The organism is Gordonia sesuvii (genome assembly GCF_036350415.1).
Classification (GTDB): Bacteria; Actinomycetota; Actinomycetes; order Mycobacteriales; family Mycobacteriaceae; genus Gordonia; species Gordonia sesuvii.
On record NZ_JAZDUF010000006.1, the window covers coordinates 218,063 to 242,342 of the forward strand.

The window sequence follows — 24,280 nt, forward strand, 5'->3', positions numbered from 1 at the left end:
CGGATCGTCGGGGTCACTTCACGATTGCGTCGAGCGTCTTCTTGAGCGCCGACGGCTGCGCGGGGCTGGTCGGCGCCTTCTCCTTCAATTCCAGAAGATGCTCGCCGATCTCCCGGAGTTGTTTGCGACCAAGTGCCTCAAGCACTTTGGGAAACCACTCGTCTTCCTCTTCCTGGATGTGGTGCTCGACGTTCTCGATCAGCACCGTCATCTTGGCGTCGAAACGCTCGGCGTCCGGGGACATCGTCACGAGTTCCATGACAAGCAGATCGGCGACGTGGTGCTCCTCGTAGGACTCGAGTACGTCGCTTTCCAACTCCGGGACGCGGTCGCGGACTTGGGGATACATTCCCTCGTTCTCGATGTAGGTGTGCACGGTCAGCGCCGTGATGATCTTGTCGGCGATCTGACCCTTGCGTTTGACGGCGTTCGGGCCGGCCTTCTCGAAGTCGCGGAAGAGTTTGCGGATGGACTTGTGGTCGTCGCGGAGCAGCACGATTGCGTCGGTGGACATGACAGGACTCCTGGGATCGGTGGGCTGGGCAATCCGGAGTTGTGGTAATTCCGCACCGCACGCCGAATGAAACATGTCATGGTGGGCCAATACGAGGAGGTTCGCATGGCGCAGGCCGGAGGCAGTCCACGCAACGGTTCCCGGTCGGGGCCGCAGGATTACGACGAGGTCGACCAGAAATCGGCAGGCGAACGCGCCGAGACCGTCAAGCCGGGCAGGCGGCGACGGCAGTGGATCGGCCTCGGTGCGGGAATCGCGCTCGCCGCAGTCGTCTACGCGATCCTGCCCTCGGATGTGGACCATCCGGCACGACTGACCGCCGCCACGGCCGTACTCATGGGCGTGTGGTGGATGACCGAGGCCATCCCCATCCCGGCGACCGCCCTGTTGCCGCTGGTCATCTTCCCGGTGTTCGACTCGGAGGTGTCGGTCAACGACGTCGGCGCGTCCTACGGAAACAACATCATCTTCCTGTTCATGGGCGGCTTCCTGATCGCCCTGGCGATGCAGCGATGGAATCTGCACCGTCGCATCGCATTGCTCACCGTGAGTGCCATGGGCACCAAACCGACGATGGTGATCGCCGGGTTCATGATCGCCACCGGGTTCCTGTCGATGTGGGTGTCCAACACTGCCACCGCCGTCATGATGATCCCGATCGGGGTATCGGTGCTGGTGCTGGTGCTCGACCTCGGAAAGGAGACCGGGGCGCGCGCCGCCGCGGAGGAGTCGGCGCGGTCGGACGACGTCGACGCGGACGAGGAGATCACCAAGGCGGTCATCAAGAGCAATTTCGGTACCGCGCTCATGCTCGGCATCGCCTACGCCGCGTCGATCGGTTCGCTGGGCACGATCATCGGGACGCCGCCCAACACCCTGCTCGTCGGATATCTCGAGGGCGAGGGCATCGACATCGGGTTTCTCGAGTGGATGATCGCGGGCGTGCCGCTGGCGGTGGTGTTCCTGCTGATCACGTGGTTCCTGCTGACCCACGTGCTGTTCAAGCCCGAGATCGACGACATCCCCGACGGCCGGCGGCTCATCCGCGACGAGCTCGACGCGCTCGGCCCGATGTCGCAGGGCGAGATCCGGGTGGCCGCGATCTTTGCGCTGGCCGCGACCTCGTGGATCGCGGTCCCGCTGATCTGGGACGAGGACCCGCCGATCTCCGACACCGGGATCGCCATGACCGCGGCGGTACTGCTGTTCCTGCTGCCCAGCGGTGTGAAGCCCGGCGTGCGCCTGCTCGACTGGGAGACTGCGGTCAAGCTGCCGTGGGGGGTGTTGCTGCTGTTCGGTGGCGGCCTCGCGCTGTCCGAACAGTTCGACGAGAGCGGCTTGACGGACTGGATCGGCGAGGTCGCGGGCGGACTCGATGCGGTGCCGGTGATCGTGATGATCATCGTGGCCACCGCCGCGATCATCTTCCTGACCGAGATCACCAGCAACACGGCCACCGCGGCGACGTTCCTGCCCGTCGCCGGAGGCGTCGCGATGGGGATGAGTCTGGACCCATTGGTCTTGACCGTGCCGGTGGCCTTGGCGGCGACCTGTGCGTTCATGCTGCCCGTCGCCACTCCGCCCAATGCCGTGGCATACGCCAGCGGCTACGTCACGATCGGCCAGATGATCCGTGGTGGCATCTGGCTCAACCTGATCGGCATCGTGCTCATCACGGCGGCGGCGTACACGTTGTTCGCGTGGTCCCTCGGAATATCGTACTGACTTTCTGTTGTGCGCAACGTTGTTGTGCACAACAGAAGATCCGGCTAGCGTTGGTGGCGGGCTGCGACTGATCCGTCGTGGCTGTCACGAACTGCCGGGGGGACCAATGCTGTTGACACCGAACACCACTCGCCAACCTCGACTCCGGGCGTTCGCCCGCATCGCGCTCGGCGTGATCCTGGCGATTGCCGGCATCGGCCATCTGACCGCGCAGCGGGACGAGTTCCAGGCGCAGGTGCCCGACTGGGTTCCGTTCGACAAGGACTTCGTCGTCCTCGCCTCGGGTGCGGTCGAGATCGGGCTGGCGATCGCGCTCATCGCGCTCCCGCGATACCGGAGACTCGTCTCGTGGGTCGTGGCCGCGTTCTTCGTGGCCGTGTTCCCGGGCAACATCCATCAATACGTCGAGCACATCGACGCATTCGGCCTCGACACCGACGCGGAACGCCTGACGCGCCTGTTCTTTCAACCCGTGCTGGTGATCTGGGCGATCTTCGCCGGCACTGACGGCCGCAGAGCGGAACCCCGCGACGACCGCTGATGAGGGTCGGGACGGGTCAGGACGAGAAGATGTCCTCCACGCTGCCCCACGGGTTGGGCTTGTCTGGATCACCCGGCTCCCCACCGCCGTTCGACTCGGGGCCGATGCGGAAGCCGGAGAAGTCCTCGTCCTCGGTGCTGGAATTGCCGACGGTGTCCGGGCTCTCGCATTGGACGTAGCCGGCGTAGGACGCGGCCACGGTCGTGGGCGTGAACTCGACCACGTCGCTGGCCCCGGCGCCAACGGTCCGTTGCTCGTTGAACAGTGCTGCGCTCGTCGGCGGTAGCACGGTGTCCGCAAACGCGAGGGCATCGTTCAGTGGCAGTTGATCGTTCATCGCATACGCGGCGAATGCGATGTTCTTGAGTGCCGCGCCGGTGACCACGTTCGCCACCTGATCGGCGGGATACACGTATATACCGCAGTCGATCGTCTCGCCGGTGTTGTTCTCGAGGAAGATGGCGATCTCGCCATTCGTGATGAATCCCGAGCCGACATTCTCGCCGCCCGGGTCGTTACCCCATGCGCCCGCCGACCCTGCGGAGGCTGCCGTAGCAGCGACCACCGCGGCCGCCGCGGTGGCACTCATCGCCCACGCTCGTACTTGCATTTGGCACAGTCCTCTCCATTGAGTGTGATCTATCTCATAACAATTCGGACGCTATCAGCGGATCTTGTTCGAGATCGAGAATTCGGACACATAAATTTCGTTAGTCCTGAACTTGCAATAGCAAGAACGAGAACTCGGTCCGTCGGATCAGGCCAGTCCTCGTAGTCGTTGCGACACCTCGGACATCGTGGGCCGGTGCACCGGGTCGAGGTGCATCATGGCGGACAGGAGACCGGCGAGCTCAGGCGCGCGATGCGTCGGCAAGCCTTGTGGTCGGGTCGGCATACGTCTGTGCCACACCGGTATACGTCGTCGAGACCTCCAGATCGATTCGTCGCCGAACGGCATCTCGCCCGAAAGTCCCTCCAGCAGGGTGATTCCGAGCGCGAACGTGTCGGCCTGCGATGTGAGGGGGCGGCCGTCTGCCTGCTCGGGAGACAGGTAACCCCGCGTCCCCGACCCGGTGCGGTGTTCACCCTGACGTGCCACGATGCCGAGGTCGATCAGGGCCGCCTGGCCGCCGTGCACGATCACGTTCGCCGGTTTCACATCCAGGTGAATCCACTTGTGGCGATGCAGGTATTGCAGAGCGGAGGACAGCTGGATGCCCAGCTGCACGGTGTCGGCAACGCTCAGTCGACCGTTGTCGATGACCGCGTCGAGGGTGGCGCCCGGCATCGTCTGCATGGCGAACCCCAGGGGCTGGTTCGGCTGCGTGCCGTCGGCGAGCAGCCCGTACCCGCGGACGATGTGCGGATGATCGAGCTCGGCGAGTACCGCGCTTTCACGGAGCACCGATTGCCGGACATCGTGGTCGTCGCGACGATGATGCCGGATGACCTTCACGATGCATCGGGTGCCACGGACGGTGTCGAACGCGTCCCAGGTGCTGGTCCGTTTGCCGGTGGCCATCAAGGACAGCAACTCGATGCCGTCGTAGAACGGGGTCGGATCCTCCGCAATGGTGCGCCGCCATCTCATCGGACGCCACTCATCGAAGGGTCGACGGTGGGCGTGCTCGAGCTCGACACCGACCCGAGCGAGACGACGCGGTCGACGTACTCGAGCACAAGCGGGTCATGGGTCAGCACGACCCACGTGCGGTCGCGCTCCCGGGCGAGCGTTGACATCAGGTGGTGTGTGGCTCGGGGGTCGAGTCCAGTGGTCGGTTCGTCGAGGATCATCAGGTCGCCGCCGTGCAGAAACGCCCGGGCGAGACTGAGTCGTTGGCGTTGTCCGCCGGACAACATGCGTGCGCGCTGTCCGACGCGGGTGTCGTATCCCGCGGGCAGTTCGGTGATGAACTCGTGGGCGCCGGCGCGACGCGCAGCGTGTTCGATCTCGTCTCGGGTGGCGCCGGGCCGGGCGAATGCGATGTTGTCAGCGATGGTGGCGTCGATGAGTAGCGTCTCCTGTGCCACGGTGGTGACCGCGGATCTGATGGATGCCCGCGTCAGGGTGGTGACGTCGTGTCCGCCGAGTCGCACCGTGCCGGACGATGCGGTCAGGGTGCCGGTCAGCAGTCGGGCGATGGTGGTCTTACCCGAGCCGCTGGGCCCGACGATGGCGAGCCGTTCCCCCGCAGCGATGTCGAGGTCGACGTCGCTGATCGAGTCCCGGTCACGACCGGGATATCGCGCGCTGACGTTGTCGATCGATATGCCTGTCACGGGTCGGGGCAGGGTGCGGGCCGACGGCGGGTCGGTGACGGCGGGCTCGTCGAGGAGCTCCCGCACACGCTCCACGCCGGCGCTGGCCGAGAACAGGCCTGGGAGCAGGTCGCCGAGACCACGAATCGGCCGATAGCAACTACCGAGCAGGGTGAGGAATGCCAGGACACCGCCCAGCGTCAGCCGGCCGGTCGACAGCGCCCAGACACCGAGCCCGATCACCACGAGGATGCCGACCAGTTCCAGCAGGCCGACCATCGGTAGGAACAGCGCACGAATCCGGCTGCCGGTCAGCTCGGCCTCCATGATCGCGATGTTCTGCCGGTCGTAATCGGCGATCGCCCGGTCCTCGGCGCCGTAACCCTGTACCAGGCTTGCGTTTCCGACGCTCTCCTCGGTGATAGCGGTGAGTGAACCCGCTCGCCGCCGACGTTCTCGCGACACGGTCTTGGTGTAGTCGGCAAACCGCTTCGCCGCCCACCAGAAGAACGGGATGACGATCATGGATGCGAGTGCCAGCTGCCATTGCATCCAGAACAAGGCGCAGATGTAGACGACCAGCGTGCACAGCAGTCCGACGCCGCGGGTCAATTGGCTGACCATGAACGATTCCACGGTGCTGATGTCCGACGTGAGCCGACTGATGACGTCGCCCAACCGGCGTTGGTCGAGGCGATGGGGTGGTAGGGCCAACACGTGGGCGAACGTGTCGCGGCGAAGCCCGGTGAGAAACTTCTGCGAGATCCATGTCCCGAGGTAGTCGTCGCAGCCGTCGATGACGGCCGCCAGAATGTTGAGACCGATGAAGGCGGCACCGATCCACAGCATGGGGGCGAAATCCGCTGGGACCAGCACGGTGTCGACCAACGACTGAAACAACCGGATCTCGGCGACCGCGATGAGCGGTGCTGCCACCAGTAGCCCGAGACTGAGCAACAGCCACCATCGCAGCGGGCGCAGGCGTGGCCAGAAGGCGCGGAAGACCTCGACCAGCGTCATTTGTGCGGAGAGCTCGATCAACGGGGTGTCGTCGGCGGTCGGACGTAGCAGCGCGGCCACACGCGAGCGTTTGTCGGTGGTCACCAGGCCTCGTTTCGTGGATTCGAACGGAAGGGATGCGAACTCGAGCGACGATCCGGGAGGTGGTGTCGAACTGCCACCTCCCGGATGTCACGCCTGGGTGCGTCAGTCGGTGGTGGTGACGAACCGACGACGATGACGCGGACGCGGACGCGGGCAGCGAAGCCGGCGACGATCATCGGTCGACGTGATCACGTTGCATCCCCGCAGAGCCGGCTGCAGAGCGCTGAAGATGGCGGAGTGGGACATGTCGAGACCTCTCTGTTCATCTGTACCCGGCCACATCGTCGCGACCGGAACCCCGATTTCGGAGTTACTGAGTACTCTCGCCGGATGCCATGAGGTCACCATGAACCGATCATGAGTAAATCTTCATGTGCGCCAGGGCTCGTGACGGCTTCGCCTGCCGACCAACCACGGGCATCGGTAAGGTGCTGGTTTGTCGACGACAGTGCAGGCGTGGATCACACCGGATGTGGTCCCGACGGCGAGAGGCTCATGGAGAACACACGAACCCACCTGCCGTTTCTGCTGCTGTCGATCCGAGCCGAACCGCAGGCGGCCGACGACGAGGAGCGTTCGGTCCTGCGTCTCGGTGGTCTCGCAGCAACAGATCTGCGTACGCTCAACGTGTCTCGGCAGGAGCTCGGTCACGTCGACCTCGACGACTGGTCGGGCATCATCCTCGGAGGTGGGCCGTTCAACGTCAGCGATCCGACGCCGACCAAGACCGAGACCCAGCGGCGGGTCGAGAACGAATTGCTTGACCTGATGTCTCGGGTCGTCGACGCCGACTTTCCTTTTCTCGGTTGCTGTTACGGCGTGGGCACGCTGGGATCGGTGATCGGGGCGCGGATTGACCGGACGTACGGCGAGCCGGTGGGGGCGGTGGGAATCACGCTGACGCCCGACGGCCGGGCCGATCCGTTGTTCGTCGACGTGCCCGATTCCTTCGACGCGTATGGCGGTCACAAGGAGGCCGCGTCGACGTTGCCGGAGACCGCTGTGCGTCTGGCGTTCTCGCCCACATGTCCGGCCCAGGCGTTTCGGGTGGGCGAGAACGTCTACGCCACACAGTTCCACCCCGAACTCGATGCCGCCGGCCTTGCGACGAGGATCGACGTCTACCGCGACTTCGGTTACTTCGCGCCGGAGGAGGCGGATTCGTTGAAGGTCGCGGCACATGCACGTGACGCGCGGTACCCCGCGGCGATCCTGGCCAGGTTCGTTCAGCGCTATCGTCGCCCGAGATCAGGTGAGACCGGATTGCGCTGACGTCTCGGCGTCCGACCTGACCCCCCGAACGGCGCCGCAGCAATGGTCAGGGGAGCGGGTCGTCGCCCCGACTGAAAGCGATGCGGATGAGCCGACGAAGCACTGTGAGGTCGATCTGATCCAACCGCTTCACGTAGACGCAGCCCGCCCCCTCCGTGTAGCTGCCGAGCTCGGGGAGGAGGGCGGCGCCGTCCGGCAGGTCCTTCAGTCCGTAGAACGATATCGCCGACTTGCGGGGCGAGAATCCCACCTTGGGCCAGTCGCCCTGTGTCCGAGAGGTTTTCGACGGCGACACATACCGGTAGGTGCCGTATCCGACGATCGACGGCCCCCACATCACCCCCTCGACGCCGGTCTCGGCCCGCATGATCTCGTCGATCTGATGTCCTTCGTCCACGCGGCGGGCAGGGGATGCGGAGTCGAGGAACTCGGGGACCGAGGCGTCGGTGGGCTGGGTCTTGATCGCCATGAACTCACCCTACTGCCGCATTCATCCGGCCGATGAAGGATCGGATCACGTCGAGTTCGTCCTGTGGGTAGCTGTCCAGAACGTCAAGTGTTCGGTCGATGACCGGGCCAAAAAACTGCCAGCCCAGATCGGATGCCTTGTCCGTCACGGTCAGGACCACGCGCCGCCGATCGGCCGGGTCCCTCTCGCGCGCCACGAGTCCGGCCTGCTCGAGGCGATCGACGAGTGCCGTCACCGTGGCGCTGTTGAGATGCAGTTCGGCACCGAGCCATCCCGGCGTCGCCACCTGGCCGTGGCGCTGCGCGTCGAGTAGGGCTATCAGCGCACGCACGTCGGTCGGGTGCATCCCGATCTGCCGGGCGAACTCCGCGCCGAGAAGGTTGACGCGGATGCTGAGTGCGCGGATCTGATGGACGAGATCGATGTTCGACCGACGGTCGGGCATGACGAGGATTCCCTTCGATTTATCTTGACAATCAAGATACTCAACTGTTGAGATAAATGTGTGGCGAACAAGCTCGCACTCGCGGATTTTCCTGGCACCGACCTCGGCCGGCGATTCTCGAACGCCTACGGGCGGCTGCTCCGACGCTGGCCTGATGACACGACCAGTCGACAGGCCGCCGACCGGTTCGGCATCACGCATGTGACCGTCACCGGTCCGCCCGACGGCCCGCCGGTCCTGCTCCTTCATGGCGGCGGGGCGACGTCGATGGCCTGGACCGCGTTGATCGAACGGATCGGCGGAACCGGTCACCGATTCGTCGCGCCGGACCTGATCGGGGACCCCGGCCGGAGTCGCAACACGGGCGACCGCCTCCGGACCGTCGATGATCTGTGTGCGTGGGTGAACACCGTTCTCACCGAAACATCATGTGAGCGGGTGGATGTGGTGGCCCACTCGTACGGAGCGATGCTCGCGCTCGCCTACGCGGTGCGCTTCCCTGAGCGGGTGGGTCGGCTGATCCTGCTCGATCCCAACTCGTGCTTCGCCGGAATCAGCCCGCGGTACCTGATGCACGCATTACCGATTCTGCTGCGCCCCAACGAACGTCGAGAACGCAGGTTTCTCGGTTGGGAAACCGATGGCGCAGCGCTCGACGCCGATTGGGTCGAGCTCGTCGCGTCGGGTGCCGAGGGGTTTCCGTCATCTCGGACGGTCGTTCCCCGCCGGCCCGGCCGAACGGACCTCGCGGGACTGAATGGTCACCGGGTCACCGTCGTGCTCGCACCGGGGAGCCGAGTTCACCGCCCGCCACGAATTGCCGACCGCGTTGCCGACCTCATGCCGGCCGCATCAGTGGTGATGCTGTCCGCGGGAACCCATCACACGCTTCCGATGTCACCGTCCGACGAACTGGCCGGTGTCGTTCGCAACGCGCTCGACGAAGGGCTACGTGACCAGGGACGGGCTCTGCATTGACCGGTCAGCCCACACCCGACGCCGCCGGCGTCTTGCCGAGGACCGATTCCATCGCACCAGCGGTCTGGCTCACGTGCGGCACCCGAATCATCGAATTGTGATCGGCGTCGATGTCGACGGTCCGCACCGGACCGGTGGTGAAGAATCCCCAGAGTTCGGGTCCGTCGGTGTTGGTGCGGGCCCGCACCACTGTGATCGCACCCGAATACGGGCTCGGACGGTGACGGCGGATCATGCGGGTCCCGAGGTTGAAGAACACCACCCACTGCAACACCGGGGGTAGGCGGACGAGTCCGGACAGATGGACGAGCACCCGCTGCCCGACCTGCTGCAGCACCCGCGCCGGGAGCGGGGCCTTGGGAGTCGGGTTCTCGTCACCGGTTCGATCCGGCAGGACCTCGTCGGCGCTGCTCAGCGAACTCCGCCGGAACGGCAGCCGGGACAGCAATCCGAACCGACCCGCTCGCAACCGATCGGCAAGGATCGGGTCGATCACCGAGTCGAGCACGATCACCTCGTCGCAGGCCTGTCCGTCGCGGGCGAGCTGTGCCGCGGCCTCCACCGCCAGGAATCCGCCCAGCGAGTACCCACCGATCTGGTACGGGCCGTCCGGCTGGACAGATCGGATGTCGGAGACCGCTCGCGCCGCCGCCTTTCGTACGGATCGATCTGCGCGAGCACGCTTCTCGATGCCGCGCGCCTGGATGGCGACTACGGGGCGATCCGTGTCGAGGGCGCGTGCGAGCGGGGTCAGGCTGGTCCCGAGGCTGCCGGCGCCGGCGATCAGGAAAATCGGCCGGCCGGTGCCCGGACGTAACTGGACGATCGTCGCTCCGGTGGCGTTCTTCGACCGTTCCTTACTGGCCGTCTCGATCGACGCGGCGAACTCCGCGATCGTGGGGCCCTCGTTCAGCATCGCCGTGGTGACCTCGACCTGCAGATGCTCGCGCACCTCCGTGACCATCGTGGCCGCGGCGAGCGAGTCGCCGCCGAGCGCGAAGAAGTCGTCATTGCGACCGACCGATTCGAGGCCCAGGACCTCGCACCACAGCATGTGCAGCCCGCGCTCCGTGAGACCCCGAGGTGGTTCCGGCGTGGACGGCGGGGGCGGGGTCGGCAGCGCCGCCCGGTCGACTTTTCCGCGTTCGTTGCGGGGGATCTCCGCGACGACCACGATGTCCTGCGGAATCATCCACGCCGCCAACGACTTCCCGAGCTCCTTACGGATCTCCGCCGTTGACGGGCTCCACTTGGCCGGATCGATCGCGATGTACGCGGCGAGGCGGGCGGCGTCGCGGTCTGCGGTGACCGCGGCGTCGACCGTCCAGGGAAGCTCGCGGACCGCGGCCTCGACCTCGAGCGGTTCGACGAGATATCCGCGGATCTTGATGGCGTCGTCTCCGCGGCCGAGGAGCTGGAGCCGGCCGGATTCGTCGAAGCGTCCCAGATCCCCGGTGCGGTAACGCGTCCGGCCATCGTCGATGCGACTGAACCGGCGCGCGGTCATCTCGGGATCCCCGTGATAGCGCAGCGCGATGTGTGCGGACTCCACGATGACCTCACCGATGGAACCGGCTGCCACGTCGTAGTCGTTCTCGTCGATGACGCGAATCTGCTTGTCGGTGGCGGGACGACCGGCGCCGAGGACGCCCGTCGGTACCTCCCGGTCCGGGCCGAACACGTTGAATGCCAGATCGCCGACCTCGGAGGCGCCCGCCCACACGCAGAACGTTCCCTGGGGCGCCAGTTTCGTCCGGAACAGTTCGATGTCGCCGCCGTAGGACGGTTCGCCACACGTACTCAGCAAGCGGACGCTGTCCACCGTGTTCTCTCCTGCAAGTTCGCCCAGCCAGGACCGCAGCAGCGACGGGGTGCAATGCACTGTGGTGACCTGCTCGGCGTCGAGCCAGTCCCGCAGCCCGACGGCGGTCCGTCGGCGCACGTCCCACAGGTGCATCGTTGCGCCGTTCAACAGACTCATCGACATCCCGTCGAGCCCGCCGCCGAAGCTCAGCGGTAGGAGTACCGCGGCCCGGTCACCCCGACCCAGTTCCATGAAGTCGCGGCCGTCCTGGGCGTGGTTGGGTTGCATCTTCTGCGACAACACGACGCCCTTCGGCGTTCCCGTCGACCCGGAGGTGAAGATCAGCACCGCCGGATCCTCGGGGGCCGGTTCGGGTGCCGGTGCGGCCGCGGGCGGGAGGGCAGCGATGTCGCCGGGTCCCAGGTGGATCGCGTCGCTGAGGCGGAGGATGTGCGCCCGGCGGTCGGCCGGTAGAAACGGGTCCAGCGGCACGAGGGGGTGGCCCGAGCACACGACGGACAGCATCGCCACCACCGAGTCGACGTCGCACTCGATGTCGACGGCGACCGGCCGGGCCGGATCGTCGATGAACGCGGCGATCGCGCGTGCCTGGGCCTCGACGAGGGCCGCGGCCCGGCCGAAGGTGATCGACGACTCCGGCGTGCAGATCGCGACTTCGTCGGTATGCGTGGACGCGATCTCACGCCACCGCGCGGCGGCTGTTGAACTCGCGGGGTCACCTGGCGTGGGCGTGTGCGGCTGCGCTGGCACCATCTCATCGGAACTACTCATCGGACCTCCTCCGGGAGACCTGGGGCTGTGGGCGGGCGGCTCCGGGCTGTGGGGCGGCGACCGCGCTGCGACCAGCCCGTCATCGACGCCGTCGTCGTCGACCACGACCGTTCGAGACGGGCATGGAACTCTCCCTCAACCTATATCGGATGGGGTTGACGGGCCGACCGCGCGGTCGGCGACCGGTCCTGTGCGGGGCGGACACGTTCGGTCAAAGACGTTGACTGGAAGGTCCCTGCCAGTACTGTGGTGCATATCACACAGCCTTGGAGGGAACGCCATGATGACGGCCGAGATGAAGGATCTTCATCGCAACATCGGAGCGCTGCGGCATCACATCGAGACGTTGAAGTCGCTGTACGGGGACGTCGACGCCGTTCGTCGGATGACCAACGACCTCGACCGGCTCGAGATCGACCTGCACGACTTCGAGCACGCACCACCGCCCCTTCGTAGGACGGTCAACAAGGATGACGTCGTCTATGTACCCGACAGCAAGTCGGACGAGGCGGCCTGGCTCGGTGCGCAGGATGAAGGGCTGGGCTTCCATTCGCGTGAGCGAACGAAGTGAGCGCCCCCGCGTCTGAGCGGGAGGCTACCGGGGTTTTCTCTCCGGGACGGGCGCGCATCCTGGCGCGAACCCTTCGAGTGGACAGATGGTGGCTGTCGCCGCTGCTGACGACCCTCGGGCTGGCGACCTTCATCGTCTACGCGACGGTCCGTGCGTTCGTCCGCAGTGCCTATTGGGTCGAGGAGTATCACTATCTGACCCCGTTCTACTCGCCGTGTCTCAGTGAGTCGTGCGTGCCGGGATCGAGTCACTTCGGGACACCGTTCCCGGAACTCCCGATGTGGATTCCCCTCAATTTCCTGATCCTGCCGCTGCTCCTCGGCTTCCGCGTGACCTGCTACTACTACCGCAAGGCCTATTACCGTTCGATCTGGCTGTCGCCGCCGGCCTGCGCGGTGGCCGAACCGCACGGCCGGTACACCGGGGAGACCCGACTTCCGCTGATCATCCAGAACGCGCACCGTTACTTCTTCTATGCGGCCGTGATCATCTCGTTGATCAACACCTACGACGCGATTCTCGCGTTCCACGGTGAGGGCGGGGGCTTCGGATTCGGTCTGGGCAACGTGATCCTCGTGGTGAACGTGACCCTCTTGTGGGCGTACACGCTGTCGTGTCATTCATGTCGGCATGTGACCGGCGGCCGGCTGAAACACTTCTCGGCACATCCGATCCGATACTGGATCTGGACTCAGGTCTCCAAGCTCAACACCCGGCACATGCAGTTCGCCTGGATCACCCTCGGCACATTGATGCTCACCGACTTCTACGTCATGCTCGTCGCCAGCAACACGATCTCCGACCTGAGATTCGTGGGCTGATCTGATGCCTTTGTACTTTCTGTCGCACAATCGATTTCACGTTGGGAGCTTCCGCTAGATGACCGAACCGGAACGCCACAAGTACGACGTCGTCGTCATCGGAGCCGGTGGTGCGGGTCTGCGAGCGGTCATCGAGGCTCGGGAGAAGGGCTACTCGGTCGCGGTGGTCTGCAAGTCGCTGTTCGGCAAGGCCCACACCGTGATGGCCGAGGGCGGATGCGCTGCGTCGATGGGCAACGCCAACTCGAAGGACAACTGGCAGACGCATTTCAAGGACACGATGCGTGGCGGCAAGTTCCTCAACAACTGGCGGATGGCCGAACTCCACGCCAAGGAGGCGCCGGACCGGGTCTGGGAGCTGGAAACCTATGGCGCGCTGTTCGATCGCACCGACGACGGACGAATCGCCCAGCGCAACTTCGGTGGCCACACCTACCCGAGGCTGGCGCACGTCGGCGACCGGACCGGCCTGGAACTGATCCGGACCATGCAACAGAAGATCGTCTCGTTGCAGCAGGAGGATCACGCCGCGACCGGCGACTACGAGTCGCGCATCAAGGTGTTCGCCGAATGCACCATCACCGAACTGCTCAAAGACGGCGATAAGATCTCCGGGGCATTCGGTTACTGGCGCGAGTCCGGCAGATTCGTCGTCTTCGAATCGCCGGCGGTGGTGCTCGCGACCGGAGGTATCGGCAAGTCGTTCAAGGTGACGTCGAACTCCTGGGAGTACACCGGCGACGGCCACGCCTTGGCGTTGCGTGCCGGAGCGAGCCTCATCAACATGGAGTTCGTTCAGTTCCATCCGACCGGGATGGTGTGGCCGCCCAGCGTCAAGGGCATCCTGGTGACCGAGGGCGTGCGCGGCGACGGCGGGGTCCTGAAGAACACCGAGGGCAAGCGGTTCATGTTCGACTACATCCCGCCGGTCTTCAAGGGGCAGTACGCCGAATCCGAGGACGAGGCCGACAAATGGCTCGCCGACAACGACAGCGCCCGCCGCACCCCGGATCTGCTGCCCCGTGACGAGGTCGCCCGCGCGATCAACGAAGAGGTCAAGGCCGGTCGCGGCACCGAGCACGGCGGTGTCTACCTCGACATCGCCTCCCGCCTGCCCGCCGACGAGATCATGCGCAGGCTGCCCTCGATGCATCACCAGTTCAAGGAACTCGCCGACGTCGACATCACCGCCGAACCCATGGAGGTCGGACCCACCTGCCACTACGTGATGGGTGGGATCGAGGTCGATCCGGACACGGCGGCATCGAGCGTGCCCGGCCTGTTCGCCGCCGGCGAATGCTCCGGCGGCATGCACGGCTCGAATCGGTTGGGCGGCAACTCATTGTCGGACCTGCTCGTGTTCGGGCGGCGGGCCGGCCTCGGAGCGGCGTCCTACGTCGGGTCGCTGCCGGACCGGCCCGCGATCGCCGCCGACGCCATCGAGCGGGCCGCGGCGTTCGCGTTGGCGCCCTTCGGGCCGGTCTCCGACGGCACGCCGGAGAATCCCTACGGCCTCTACACCGACCTCCAACAATCGATGAACGACCTGGTGGGCATCATCCGAAAAGAGTCCGAGGTACAGGAGGCCATCACCGTCCTCGAGGACCTGCGCGGCCGATTGGGTTCCGTGCAGGTGGAAGGTCATCGCCAGTTCAATCCCGGCTGGCACCTGGCGCTCGACCTGCGAAACATGTTGCTGGTCTGCGAATGTGTCGCCAAGGCGGCGCTGCTGCGTACCGAGAGCCGCGGCGGTCACACCCGCGACGACCACCCGTCGATGGACTCGAACTGGCGCAACACCCTGTTGGTCTGTACCGCCGACAGAGATGACGATTCACCCGTCCCGGAGGTCTCGGTGGTCACCGAGGAACAGGTCCCGATGCGTCCGGATCTGTTGGAGCTGTTCGACTTCCCCGAAATCGAGAAGTACTACACCGCCGGTGAGATCGCCGGGCACCCCGACGCCGGGGGCGAGAGCTGACGCGACGGGGATAGCTGACCGCGACAGGGAGAGCTGACCGCGACAAGGAGAGCAGATGGGCTACGACGCGAAGTTCCGGGTCTGGCGAGGTGACAATGATTCCGGCGAACTCCGGGACTACACCGTGCTCGCCAACGACGGCGAGGTGGTGCTCGACATCATCCACCGGCTACAGGCAACCCAGACACCCGACCTCGCCGTGCGCTGGAACTGCAAGGCCGGCAAGTGCGGATCCTGTTCGGCAGAGGTCAACGGGCGACCCAAACTGCTGTGCATGACCCGGATGTCGACCTTCGCCGAGGACGAGGTGATCACGGTGACCCCGATGCGGACATTCCCGGTGATCCGCGACCTGGTCACCGACGTCTCGTTCAACTACGCGAAGGCCCGCGAGATCCAGTCGTTCACGCCTCCCGAAGGACTGAAGCCGGGGGAGTACCGGATGAAGCAGGTCGATGTGGCGCGGTCGCAGGAGTTCCGCAAGTGCATCGAGTGCTTCCTCTGTCAGGACACCTGCCACGTGATCCGCGATCACGAGGAGAACAAGGAGAACTTCGCCGGCCCGCGCTACCTCATGCGGGTGGCCGAGCTCGACATGCACCCGCTCGACGTGGCGGAGCGGCGCGATTCCGCACAGGCCGAACACGGCCTGGGACTGTGCAACATCACCAAGTGCTGTACCGACGTGTGCCCGGAGCACATCAAGATCACCGACAACGCGTTGATCCCGATGAAAGAACGCGTGGTGGATCGCCGCTACGACCCGTTGGTGTGGCTGGGCAACAAACTCTTTCGCCGCTAGCGCATCACACTGGCAAAGAAGATCACCGCTGCTGCAGCTGACCTTGCAGGCGACGGCCAGCGATTTACGTCGCATTAACCATCGAGGAACGCGACGAAACGTTCGCTAACTTAAGGTCAAATCTGCGTACACCGATAGTGCGCGCCGAACACTGTTGCGAAACACTCCTGCCAGCGGAGGTCTGCCCGTGCCACCAGACGTCGAGGACGCCATCACCACGATGGGGTCGGTCAACAACGAATTTTTCTACTGGATGTCCATCGCCCTGATGATGCTGATCCACGCGGGCTTCCTCGCCTACGAGATCGGTGCGTCACGCTCCAAGAACGTACTCGCCACGGCGATGAAGAATCTGCTCGCCTTCGCGACCATCATCGCCTCGTTCTTCTTCGTCGGCTGGTTCCTGTACAACGCGATGCCCAGCGGGTTCATCGAGATGACAGACGCCGCGCAGGCCGCGTTGCCGTGGAGCGACAACATGGGGCCGAACACCGCGGACTCCGCGAGCGGCATCTTCTGGGGTGCATTTGCACTGTTCGCCGCCACCACCGGTTCGATCATGTCCGGCGCCGTGCTCGAACGCATCCGCACCAGCGCCTTCCTGGTGCTCACCGTCCTCGTCGGTTCGGTCGTCTGGATCATCGGCGCGGCATGGGGCTGGCACGGCGCAGGCTGGATGCTCACCGAGCTCGGCTTCCACGACGTCGGGGCGGCCGGTTGCGTCCACATGATCGCCGGATTCGCCGCCCTCGGCATCCTGATCAACCTCGGGCCACGTCGGGGCCGGTTCCTGCCCGACGGAACCCCGGTCACCATCCGGCCGCACAACCTGCCGCTCACGATGCTCGGACTGTTCCTGATCTTCACCGGCTTCTTCGGGTTCCTGATGGGTTGCGTCATCTACAGCAACGAGGGCTACGCCACCATCTACGGCAGCCCGACCACGCTGTCCGCCTTCGCCTTCAACACCCTGATGGGTCTCGCCGGCGGCATCATCGGCGCCTACATGACGTCTCGGGGAGAACCGTTCTGGACGATCTCGGGTGGTCTCGCCGGAGTGATCGGCGTGGCCGCCGGCCTGGATCTGTATCACCCGGCCCTGGCATTCCTCATCGCGTTGGGGGCGGGCGCACTGATCCCGTTCATCGGAAAACTGCTGGAGAAGTTCAAGATCGACGACGTGGTGGGTGCCGTGTCGGTGCATGGTGGCATCGGCCTTTACTCGCTGACGATGGCCGGCATCTTCCTGGCCGGCTACCCCAACACCGACGGGAATCCGTCGATCTCGCTGTGGGGTCAGCTCGTCGGGGCCGCGGTCTTCGCCGCGCTCGGCTTCATCCCGGCCTACCTGGTGTCCCTGGCGTTGAAGAAGGCCGGACTATTGCGCATTCCGCCTGAGGTGGAAGAACAGGGTCTCGACCTCAGTGAGGTTCCGGCGACGCCGTACCCCGAGGGCATTCCGGTGACCCTCATGCGCGGAGACACCGGCGACATCGTCGCCGTACCGACCGACGAAGCCGACGCCGACGCGGTGGCGGTTCCGAAAGAAGAGGTGAAGTAGATGTTCAGCCCCATCGACTCCTACGACGACCCCGGCGTGGTGTTCACCTTCGGTGGATTCTCGGTGGGCGTCTGGATCGTCTTCCTGCTGGCGGTCGTGCTCTTCGTCGGATTCTTCGTCGCGATGGTGCGCCACGAGAACCGCGCCTACAAATCCATCATCGAGCACACGCCGATCGAGAAAGGCCCTGCGGCCGAAGGTGAACCGCCGGTGTACTGAGGGGGACCCGCCGTCGGCCGATGATGGCGATCGCCGGGCCGAGTTGCTGGACACCCGCTAAAATCTGCGGGTGTCCAGTCCTCTGGGGATCACCCCCGACGAGTCCCTGCGCAAGGGACTGCAAACGCGTCACATCAGCATGCTCGCCCTCGGCGGTGCCATCGGGACCGGTCTGTTCGTGGCATCGGGCGCCACCATCGCCGACGCCGGTCCGGGTGGCGCCATCACCGCCTACCTCCTCATGGGGTGCATGGTCTTCTTCCTCATGCAGAGCTTGGGCGAGATGTCGGCGTACATCCCGTGCAGTAACCCTTTCGAGGAGTACGGAAAGCGGTTCGTGAGTGAATCATTCGGCTTCGCGGCCGGATGGAATTACTGGTTCAACTGGTCGATCACCCTGGCCGCCGAAGTCGTCGCGGCCGGCCTGATCATGAAATTCTGGCTGCCCGACGTACCGTCGTGGATCTGGTCGGTGGTCTTCCTCGGTGGACTGCTGGCGCTGAACCTGTTCGCGGTCAAGGCGTTCGGCGAAGCCGAGTTCTGGTTCGCCTCCATCAAGGTGATCGCCGTGGTGATCTTCCTCATCGTCGGCACGCTGCTCGTGTTCGGTGTCGTCGGCGACCAACCCTCGCCGGGCTTCAGCAACTGGACCATCGACGAGGCGCCGTTCGTCGACTTCCCGCTCGGCATGCTGTCGGTGTTCCTGATCGCGGGATTCGCCTTCCAGGGCACCGAGATGATCGCGGTCGCCGCGGGCGAGGCGCTGGAGCCGAAGAAGGCGATCCCGCGTGCCGTACGGACCGTGTTCGTCCGGATCCTGCTGTTCTACGTCGGCACACTCACCATCATCGCATTCCTTATCCCGTACAACGATCCGAACCTGCTCAATGCCTCCGAGGAGAACATCGCGATCGCCCCGTTCACCCTCGTGTTCTCCGAGGCGGGCATTGCCGTCGCTGCGTCGATGATGAACGCGGTGATCCTGATCGCGATCCTGTCCGCGGGCAACGCCAGTCTGTTCGCCGCGACCCGCGCGCTGTACGGGCTGTCCGTGCAGGGCAGCGCCCCACGCCTGTTCAGCCGGGTCACCCGCACCGGAGTCCCGATCATGGCGGTGGCCGCGACCGCCGCGATCGGAGCGCTCTGCTTCCTGGCCAGCAGGGTGGGCGACGGGCGGGCATACGTATGGCTGGTGACCGCGTCGTCGGTGGCCGGTTTCGTCACCTGGATGGGTATCGCCTGGGCCCACTACCGCTTCCGGCGTGCCTGGAACCTGCAGGGGCGTCCGCTCGACGAGCTTCCCTACAAGGCGTGGCTGTATCCCGCCGGGCCGGTCATCGCGCTCGGCATGTGCATCCTCGTGATCGCCGGCCAGAACCTCGGCGCCATCCGCGACGGCACCGCCGCGGATCTGGAACTGTGGCTCACCGCCTATGGCGCGCTGATCGTGTTCCTCGGGCTCTGGTGGGGCCACAAACTGATCACCCACTCGCCGACAGTGGATCTGCGCACCGCGGATCTGTCACCCACGTCCGCGGCGTCCGCCCACCATGACGCCGAGCTGATCAGCTGACCGAGCTCGGCCGGTACATGGGCCACACCCGTGGCCCGTCGAAGGGCAACGTGATCTCGCCCGTCACCTGGAAGCCGAAGCGCTCGTACAGGGGGATGTTGAGCTCATTGGAACTCTCCAGGTAGGCCGGGCCCTCGATCTCGGCGAGCCGGGCCTCCAGAAGTGTGGTGCCGATGCCTTGTCCGCGTTCGGGCGCTCCGATCTGACCGAGATACCAATGTGGCGCCTTCGGTCGGTGCTTCGCGAATGCCAGCTCCATGGCGATCCCGCGTCGTGTCCGCGGCCCCAACGCCCGGGCCATGGCGATCGTGGACGCCACGTGATTGCGTGCGGAGATCCGGTGGCCCGGCGGGTCCCAGGCCGCAACGCCCACCGGGCGACCGTCGTGGGTCGCAAGGTCCAGGCAGGCCTGCGGTCCGTGGAGGTATTTCAGCACGATGTCGAAAAGGACGGCCTGACGTCGGGTGTCCGGCTGCATCCACACCATCACCGGGTCGTCGACGAAGGCTTGCGTCAGGAGCGCGCCGGCGGTGGCCAGGTCGGTCGTCGGGGCGACGTCGACGGGGACGGCGGTGTGGTCAGCGTTGTGTGGGTTGTGCATGTTGTCGGGGTTGTGAATCAGTGTCATGCCGAACACGCTCACATCCGGATCTCTCAGCCCGCTCTCAGAGCTGTCTCAACGCCGTCGGCTAACGCAAGCCCAGCTCTGCGCCCTGCGCGAGCACCTCACGTCGCGACGACAACCCCAGCTTCGTCAGCACAGCGGAGACATGATGGTCGGCAGTCTTCGGCGAAATGTACAAGCGTGTGGCGATTTCGGCGTTCGACAGTCCCTCCGCGACCAGTCTGGCCACTTCCAGCTGGCGATTCGTGAGTCCACCGGGATTCGCTCGGGTGGCACGCCGAGGACGTTGGGGGAGATCAGTGCCGCCACGTTCGCGGAGCATGGCGCGCGCACGGTCGGCGGTTCCCAGTGCGCCGAGGCCGTCGAGGATCGTCACGCCTCGCGCCGGCTCGTCGGAGTCCAGCCAGCTCATGGCTGCTGAGAACGGGTCTCCCGCGTCATACCACCATTGAGCGGCGTCGGCGTGCCGTCCGTCGAGGGACAGTCGGTACGGTTCGGCGATGACACCGGTCGCGGTCGCCAGCCCGAGACGCCGGCGCCATACGGCCAGGCCACCCGCGCCCCATTCGGCGCCGTCACCGTCGAGTGTGTCTGCGTCGAGGACCCGTCGGTCCGCATGACCCGTCATCCAGCTGATCTCGGCGAGTGCAGTCAGCACCGCCAGCCGCCGGAGCGGTTCGTCGATCTGCTCGGAGAGCGCCCACGCATCCTCGACCTCGGCGTCGTCGAAAGCGGCGCCGCACCGCAGCGGAACGAGCGCCTTCACCAGATGCGGCCACAACGTCGCGATCGGCATGCCGTTGGCGTCGATGACTGCGTCCGCGTCCTCGAGGGCTCCGCTCCAGTGGCCCCGTGTGAGGTGAAGCCGACTGCGGACAGCGGTCTGCCAGTGTCGACAGATCTGGATGTCACGTTCGACGGTGAACGGCAGGCCCACGTCCAGAACACCGACGGCCGCACGGTAGCGCCCCTGCTCCACGTCGAGACTGGCCACCTGTGAGTACACGGTCGATGCCAACTCATCGAAGCCGTATGCCCGAGCCGATTCCATGTGAGCGAATAGCCTTGTGCGAGCTGCGTTGTCGCCTCTGGCCAGTGCGGCTGCGTCGGCGACGACCAGATTCCACAGACGCATCAACTCGCCTGGGGCAGTGATGGATTCGGCCAGTCGGTCCTGCGTGTGGGCCTCGTCGCCACGCATGAAGGCGAGGAAGGCGAGTTGTACCTGGGCGTGGCCGTACTCCGCCAAGGCCCCTTTCTCGTGTGCGATCTGCGATGCGCGGGTGAGATGTGTTTCGGCGCGACGGCGTTGCGCGCTGTAGTACTCGTAGACGCCGACGGCGGTATGCGCCGTCGCGAGCCCGGATGCGTCGTCGAGCTCGGTCCACAGGGGAAAGCTGGCGTTCACGGTTGCGATCGCCTCGGGCAGTCTGCTCACCATGTACTGCTCGTTGGCCAGTGCCAGCAGGAGCTCTGCGCGTTCGCGCGTGGAAGCCGAGCGTTGGTGTTCGAGGGCGATCTCGTAGAACGCGACGGCCTCCGTGTGCGCCCCGCCGCGCACCGCGTCCTCGGCGGCCGCCCTGGCATGACGGAACGCGCGGTCGGAATCGCGCGCTGCGACGGCGTGATGTGTCAGCACCGATGCGTCCACCCCGTCCAACTGCTCCAGGGCGTCCAGCAGGCGAGCGTGTAGGTGTCTGACTCCACCCGGCGGGATCGTCGATTCGACGGCGCGGCGGGCGATCTCGTGCCGGAACAGGACTCCGCCCGGTCCCCATTCCAGCAATCCGGTCGTCATCAGCCGTCGCACGGTCGGGAAGTCGACATGCAGCGCGGGGAGGGCGGTGTCGGCGACACGATCCGGAGAGGCGGCGATGAGTTGTAGGACCTCGAAATCGGCCGCGGTGACCTTGGTGGTCCGCGCCAGCACCGCATCACGCACTGTGGACGGGATAGGCAGGTCTGGGTCCCGGGCGATCTCGGTGGCGAAGTACGGGTTGCCCCGGGTCGCGGCGTGGACCTGAATCGGATCGAGTCCGGTGCCCCGCACCAGCTCCGAGATCGCGGCGATGCTCAGGGGTGGCAGTTCGACGCGCGCCACGTCCTCGGCTAGCAGCGCTCGGGCCGGCGCCTGCGCGTCGAGTTCTCGGTGGGTGAGCAGGAGGACCACCGGCATGGACTCGATTCGGCGGCAGAGGAAACGGAGCACGTCGCCGGTGGCCGCGTCAACCCAGTGCAGGTCTTCCACGACCAGCACTGTGGGCTCGGTGCTCAGAAAGGCGAAGGTGGCCTCACACACTTCGGCGAGCATGGCCGGAGTGAGGCCGATTCCGAGATCTTTGATCGGGCCCAGGGGACGCGGGATGTCGAGTGGATCGCAGCTGACACGGAGAACTCGGACGTCGGAGGCGGCAGCGCAGACCTGCCCGACCAAGGTCGTCTTGCCTGCCCCGCTCTCACCGGCGATGGAGAACGCCGAGCCGGTCGGGAGCGCGCCGATTGCCGCGTTGATCTGCGTCAACTGGTCGGCTCGCTCCAACATTTGCACCCCATGAGTGTAGGGGTCTGGGGTGTCGACACCTAGGTATCTCTGCCCATGCACACGACCGGACGACAACCCGAAGATGGGCAGTTTCTCCCGATGATCGCGGGCCTGCGCGAGACCGATCGTAGAGGCGTACCGGCAGTCCGCCGGTCATCGGCAGGGACATCGATGTCCCCGAACAGAAGGACCAACAATGACAACATCAACCATCGGCGATCCCGTCGCGCTTCGTGCCAAACAGCAACAGGTATGGAGCAGTGGCGATTACAACCGAATCGCGGCGCTCACCGTCCCGGTCAACGAGGCGACCGTCGCGGCCGCGGCGGTCGTGCCCAGCGAGCGTGTGCTCGACATCGCGACCGGCACGGGCCACGCTGCCCTCGCCGCCGCTCGGCAGGGCGCAGCCGTCACCGCCATCGATTATGTGCCCGCGCTGCTCGACATCGCCCGTGACCGTGCGGCGGCCGAGCACGTCGATGTCGATTTCATCGAAGCGCCGGCCGAGGTGCTCCCCTTCGGTAACGGAGCGTTCGATGTCGGCATCTCGACGATCGGCATCATGTTCGCCGCCGACCACGAGCAGGCTGCGCGGGAACTCACCCGCGTCGTCTCACCGGCCGGCCGGATCGTGGTCACCAGCTGGACTGCCGAAGGCTTCGTCGGCGGCATGCTCGCCACCGTGGGCCGACACGTGTCGCCGCCGGCCGGCGCCCGACCCGCCACCCTGTGGGGATCGCAGGACTATGTCGAAGGCCTGTTCGGCGACCGGGTGTGCTCGATCAGCTCGCGCTGCGCCACCCTGACCGTGCGATTCGCCGACGCGACCGCGTTCGCCGACCTGTTCCTCGGCTACTACGGACCGACGTTCAGTGCCGCCGCGAAACTCGACGAACAGGGGCGGGAGGCCCTCCGTGCCGACCTGATCGAACTCGCGACATCTCGTCAGCGCCCGACGGCCGGCGGGATCGAGATCGACTGGGAGTACCGCATCGTCGAGGGGGTGCGGTCATGAGGACCCGCGTCTCACACCGAAGCGCGATCTCCCGGATCGGAGCGGCACTCACCCTGGCAGCCGGACTCGGACTCGCCACTCAGATCGCGGCGCCACAGGCAGCCGCGGCACCGGCTCGAACCCCGGGCGCCACGCTGTCGATCGTCGATTCGAACATCACCGGAGCGGGCAAGAACCGCATCATCGTGTACGGCGTGTATCCGATGCAGCAGCCCGATGCTGTCGGATTCGTCACCCATATCAATGACAGGGGTTGCGGCGGAATGCATTATGTCGTCCTCGGCGACGACGGCAAGGAACAGTACCTCTACGACCGGAACTTCCCGGGCACCTCGGTGGGCACCGAGGGCTTCCTGCGGGCCTCCAACCGAGGACTCGAGTATCTCCGGGAGATGGTGGTGCCGAGCAGCATCCTCAACGAGGACCGCGACGGTACCGACGAGATCTTCGTCCGGGTCCGTTTCGTGGACGGGGACTGCAACTCGCGAGTGCAAGTGACCAACGTGGTCACCGGGAGGTATTAGAGCTGGCGAGAGGGAGGCCACAATTCGGCCTTGCTGCGGAGCGGACGCGAATGGTGCGTCCGCTCCGCCGGCCGCTTCGAAACATAAGGAAACCCCTGTTACCAGGGGTTTGTGGTGCCCTCGGTGAGACTTGAACTCTCAGA

General features: G+C 65.6%; 23 protein-coding genes. 13 read left to right on the forward strand and 10 right to left on the reverse strand.

What is annotated here, in order from left to right; all coding sequences use genetic code 11:
• Positions 1–13: 13 nt before the first annotated feature.
• Complete coding sequence (locus VZC37_RS19495) at positions 14–514, reverse strand: hemerythrin domain-containing protein (protein WP_330434815.1); 501 nt, start codon at positions 512–514, stop codon at positions 14–16.
• A gap of 105 nt (positions 515–619) precedes the next feature.
• On the opposite strand from VZC37_RS19495, the gene VZC37_RS19500 reads away from it, so the two are divergent.
• Both VZC37_RS19500 and VZC37_RS19505 read left to right on the forward strand, forming a co-directional pair.
• Entirely contained in the window at positions 620–2,239 is a 1,620-nt protein-coding gene (locus VZC37_RS19500; RefSeq protein ID WP_330434817.1) for an SLC13 family permease, read from the forward strand.
• A gap of 106 nt (positions 2,240–2,345) precedes the next feature.
• On the forward strand, positions 2,346–2,780 hold the full coding sequence (locus tag VZC37_RS19505) for a DoxX family protein (protein WP_330434818.1): 435 nt from the start codon (positions 2,346–2,348) through the stop codon (positions 2,778–2,780).
• A gap of 16 nt (positions 2,781–2,796) precedes the next feature.
• On the opposite strand, the gene VZC37_RS19510 is transcribed toward VZC37_RS19505, so the two are convergent.
• The 4 genes from VZC37_RS19510 to VZC37_RS19525 all read right to left on the reverse strand — a co-directional run bounded on the left by VZC37_RS19510 (position 2,797) and on the right by VZC37_RS19525 (position 6,389).
• On the reverse strand, positions 2,797–3,390 hold the full coding sequence (locus VZC37_RS19510) for a hypothetical protein (protein ID WP_330434820.1): 594 nt from the start codon (positions 3,388–3,390) through the stop codon (positions 2,797–2,799).
• Positions 3,391–3,537: 147 nt separating this feature from the next.
• Positions 3,538–4,371: a serine/threonine-protein kinase gene (locus VZC37_RS19515; protein WP_330434822.1), complete on the reverse strand. Its 834-nt coding sequence runs from the start codon at positions 4,369–4,371 to the stop codon at positions 3,538–3,540.
• Entirely contained in the window at positions 4,368–6,143 is a 1,776-nt protein-coding gene (locus VZC37_RS19520) for an ABC transporter ATP-binding protein (protein ID WP_330434823.1), read from the reverse strand. The genes VZC37_RS19515 and VZC37_RS19520 overlap by 4 nt, the downstream gene beginning before the upstream one ends.
• Positions 6,144–6,245: 102 nt before the next feature.
• On the reverse strand, positions 6,246–6,389 hold the full coding sequence (locus VZC37_RS19525) for a hypothetical protein (protein ID WP_330434825.1): 144 nt from the start codon (positions 6,387–6,389) through the stop codon (positions 6,246–6,248).
• A 249-nt stretch (positions 6,390–6,638) separates the two neighbouring features.
• Here VZC37_RS19525 and VZC37_RS19530 point away from each other — a divergent pair, with 249 nt between their 5' ends.
• The gene (locus VZC37_RS19530; protein WP_330434828.1) at positions 6,639–7,415 is read left to right on the forward strand and encodes a glutamine amidotransferase; all 777 of its coding nucleotides are present in this window, start codon (positions 6,639–6,641) and stop codon (positions 7,413–7,415) included.
• Positions 7,416–7,461: 46 nt separating this feature from the next.
• Here the strand turns inward: VZC37_RS19530 and VZC37_RS19535 are convergent, their stop codons facing one another.
• Together VZC37_RS19535 and VZC37_RS19540 are read right to left on the reverse strand one after the other, a co-directional pair.
• Entirely contained in the window at positions 7,462–7,884 is a 423-nt protein-coding gene (locus VZC37_RS19535; RefSeq protein ID WP_330434830.1) for a DUF1801 domain-containing protein, read from the reverse strand.
• A 4-nt stretch (positions 7,885–7,888) separates the two neighbouring features.
• Positions 7,889–8,530: a MarR family winged helix-turn-helix transcriptional regulator gene (locus VZC37_RS19540; protein WP_431309452.1), complete on the reverse strand. Its 642-nt coding sequence runs from the start codon at positions 8,528–8,530 to the stop codon at positions 7,889–7,891.
• Between VZC37_RS19540 and VZC37_RS19545 the strand changes: the two genes are divergently transcribed.
• The gene (locus VZC37_RS19545) at positions 8,531–9,307 is read left to right on the forward strand and encodes an alpha/beta fold hydrolase (RefSeq protein ID WP_330434832.1); all 777 of its coding nucleotides are present in this window, start codon (positions 8,531–8,533) and stop codon (positions 9,305–9,307) included.
• A 4-nt stretch (positions 9,308–9,311) separates the two neighbouring features.
• Here the strand turns inward: VZC37_RS19545 and VZC37_RS19550 are convergent, their stop codons facing one another.
• Positions 9,312–11,903: a non-ribosomal peptide synthetase gene (locus tag VZC37_RS19550; RefSeq protein WP_330434834.1), complete on the reverse strand. Its 2,592-nt coding sequence runs from the start codon at positions 11,901–11,903 to the stop codon at positions 9,312–9,314.
• 280 nt (positions 11,904–12,183) lie between these two features.
• Between VZC37_RS19550 and VZC37_RS19555 the strand changes: the two genes are divergently transcribed.
• From VZC37_RS19555 to VZC37_RS19585, 7 genes are all read left to right on the forward strand, one after another.
• Positions 12,184–12,474, forward strand: coding sequence for a hypothetical protein (locus VZC37_RS19555; protein ID WP_330434836.1), 291 nt, complete (start codon positions 12,184–12,186; stop codon positions 12,472–12,474).
• A complete protein-coding gene (locus VZC37_RS19560; protein ID WP_330434837.1) occupies positions 12,471–13,295 on the forward strand; it encodes a hypothetical protein in 825 nt (274 codons plus the stop codon). Before VZC37_RS19555 ends, VZC37_RS19560 begins: the two co-directional genes overlap by 4 nt.
• Positions 13,296–13,353: 58 nt before the next feature.
• On the forward strand, positions 13,354–15,276 hold the full coding sequence (locus VZC37_RS19565; RefSeq protein ID WP_330434838.1) for a fumarate reductase/succinate dehydrogenase flavoprotein subunit: 1,923 nt from the start codon (positions 13,354–13,356) through the stop codon (positions 15,274–15,276).
• Positions 15,277–15,331: 55 nt separating this feature from the next.
• Positions 15,332–16,078 carry a succinate dehydrogenase/fumarate reductase iron-sulfur subunit gene (locus VZC37_RS19570; RefSeq protein WP_330434840.1) on the forward strand — a complete coding sequence of 249 codons (747 nt, stop codon included), beginning with the start codon at positions 15,332–15,334 and terminating at the stop codon, positions 16,076–16,078.
• Between the two features lie 187 nt (positions 16,079–16,265).
• Positions 16,266–17,639, forward strand: coding sequence for an ammonium transporter (locus VZC37_RS19575; RefSeq protein WP_330434841.1), 1,374 nt, complete (start codon positions 16,266–16,268; stop codon positions 17,637–17,639).
• Positions 17,640–17,858: a hypothetical protein gene (locus VZC37_RS19580; RefSeq protein WP_330434842.1), complete on the forward strand. Its 219-nt coding sequence runs from the start codon at positions 17,640–17,642 to the stop codon at positions 17,856–17,858.
• Positions 17,859–17,928: 70 nt separating this feature from the next.
• Positions 17,929–19,431 (forward strand): amino acid permease, encoded by a 1,503-nt coding sequence (locus VZC37_RS19585; protein ID WP_330434844.1) that lies wholly within the window; start codon positions 17,929–17,931, stop codon positions 19,429–19,431.
• Here VZC37_RS19585 and VZC37_RS19590 read toward each other — a convergent pair.
• Complete coding sequence (locus VZC37_RS19590) at positions 19,424–20,059, reverse strand: GNAT family N-acetyltransferase (protein ID WP_330434846.1); 636 nt, start codon at positions 20,057–20,059, stop codon at positions 19,424–19,426. The genes VZC37_RS19585 and VZC37_RS19590 overlap by 8 nt on opposite strands.
• 61 nt (positions 20,060–20,120) lie before the next feature.
• Positions 20,121–22,598 carry an ATP-binding protein gene (locus tag VZC37_RS19595; RefSeq protein WP_330434981.1) on the reverse strand — a complete coding sequence of 826 codons (2,478 nt, stop codon included), beginning with the start codon at positions 22,596–22,598 and terminating at the stop codon, positions 20,121–20,123.
• Positions 22,599–22,794: 196 nt separating this feature from the next.
• Between VZC37_RS19595 and VZC37_RS19600 the strand changes: the two genes are divergently transcribed.
• Positions 22,795–23,613 (forward strand): class I SAM-dependent methyltransferase, encoded by an 819-nt coding sequence (locus tag VZC37_RS19600; protein ID WP_330434847.1) that lies wholly within the window; start codon positions 22,795–22,797, stop codon positions 23,611–23,613.
• Positions 23,610–24,137, forward strand: a complete 528-nt coding sequence (locus VZC37_RS19605) for a hypothetical protein (protein ID WP_330434849.1) — start codon at positions 23,610–23,612, stop codon at positions 24,135–24,137. Before VZC37_RS19600 ends, VZC37_RS19605 begins: the two co-directional genes overlap by 4 nt.
• Positions 24,138–24,280: the final 143 nt, after the last annotated feature.

Coding starts and splice junctions, on each gene's coding strand:
- VZC37_RS19495 (WP_330434815.1), bottom strand. CDS start 514: ATGTCCACCGACGCAATCGTGCTGCTCCGCGACGACCACAAGTCCATC.
- VZC37_RS19500 (WP_330434817.1), top strand. CDS start 620: ATGGCGCAGGCCGGAGGCAGTCCACGCAACGGTTCCCGGTCGGGGCCG.
- VZC37_RS19505 (WP_330434818.1), top strand. CDS start 2,346: ATGCTGTTGACACCGAACACCACTCGCCAACCTCGACTCCGGGCGTTC.
- VZC37_RS19510 (WP_330434820.1), bottom strand. CDS start 3,390: ATGCAAGTACGAGCGTGGGCGATGAGTGCCACCGCGGCGGCCGCGGTG.
- VZC37_RS19515 (WP_330434822.1), bottom strand. CDS start 4,371: ATGAGATGGCGGCGCACCATTGCGGAGGATCCGACCCCGTTCTACGAC.
- VZC37_RS19525 (WP_330434825.1), bottom strand. CDS start 6,389: ATGTCCCACTCCGCCATCTTCAGCGCTCTGCAGCCGGCTCTGCGGGGA.
- VZC37_RS19530 (WP_330434828.1), top strand. CDS start 6,639: ATGGAGAACACACGAACCCACCTGCCGTTTCTGCTGCTGTCGATCCGA.
- VZC37_RS19535 (WP_330434830.1), bottom strand. CDS start 7,884: ATGGCGATCAAGACCCAGCCCACCGACGCCTCGGTCCCCGAGTTCCTC.
- VZC37_RS19540 (WP_431309452.1), bottom strand. CDS start 8,530: ATGCGTGATGCCGAACCGGTCGGCGGCCTGTCGACTGGTCGTGTCATC.
- VZC37_RS19550 (WP_330434834.1), bottom strand. CDS start 11,903: ATGAGTAGTTCCGATGAGATGGTGCCAGCGCAGCCGCACACGCCCACG.
- VZC37_RS19555 (WP_330434836.1), top strand. CDS start 12,184: ATGATGACGGCCGAGATGAAGGATCTTCATCGCAACATCGGAGCGCTG.
- VZC37_RS19565 (WP_330434838.1), top strand. CDS start 13,354: ATGACCGAACCGGAACGCCACAAGTACGACGTCGTCGTCATCGGAGCC.
- VZC37_RS19570 (WP_330434840.1), top strand. CDS start 15,332: ATGGGCTACGACGCGAAGTTCCGGGTCTGGCGAGGTGACAATGATTCC.
- VZC37_RS19580 (WP_330434842.1), top strand. CDS start 17,640: ATGTTCAGCCCCATCGACTCCTACGACGACCCCGGCGTGGTGTTCACC.
- VZC37_RS19590 (WP_330434846.1), bottom strand. CDS start 20,059: ATGACACTGATTCACAACCCCGACAACATGCACAACCCACACAACGCT.
- VZC37_RS19595 (WP_330434981.1), bottom strand. CDS start 22,598: ATGTTGGAGCGAGCCGACCAGTTGACGCAGATCAACGCGGCAATCGGC.
- VZC37_RS19600 (WP_330434847.1), top strand. CDS start 22,795: ATGACAACATCAACCATCGGCGATCCCGTCGCGCTTCGTGCCAAACAG.
- VZC37_RS19605 (WP_330434849.1), top strand. CDS start 23,610: ATGAGGACCCGCGTCTCACACCGAAGCGCGATCTCCCGGATCGGAGCG.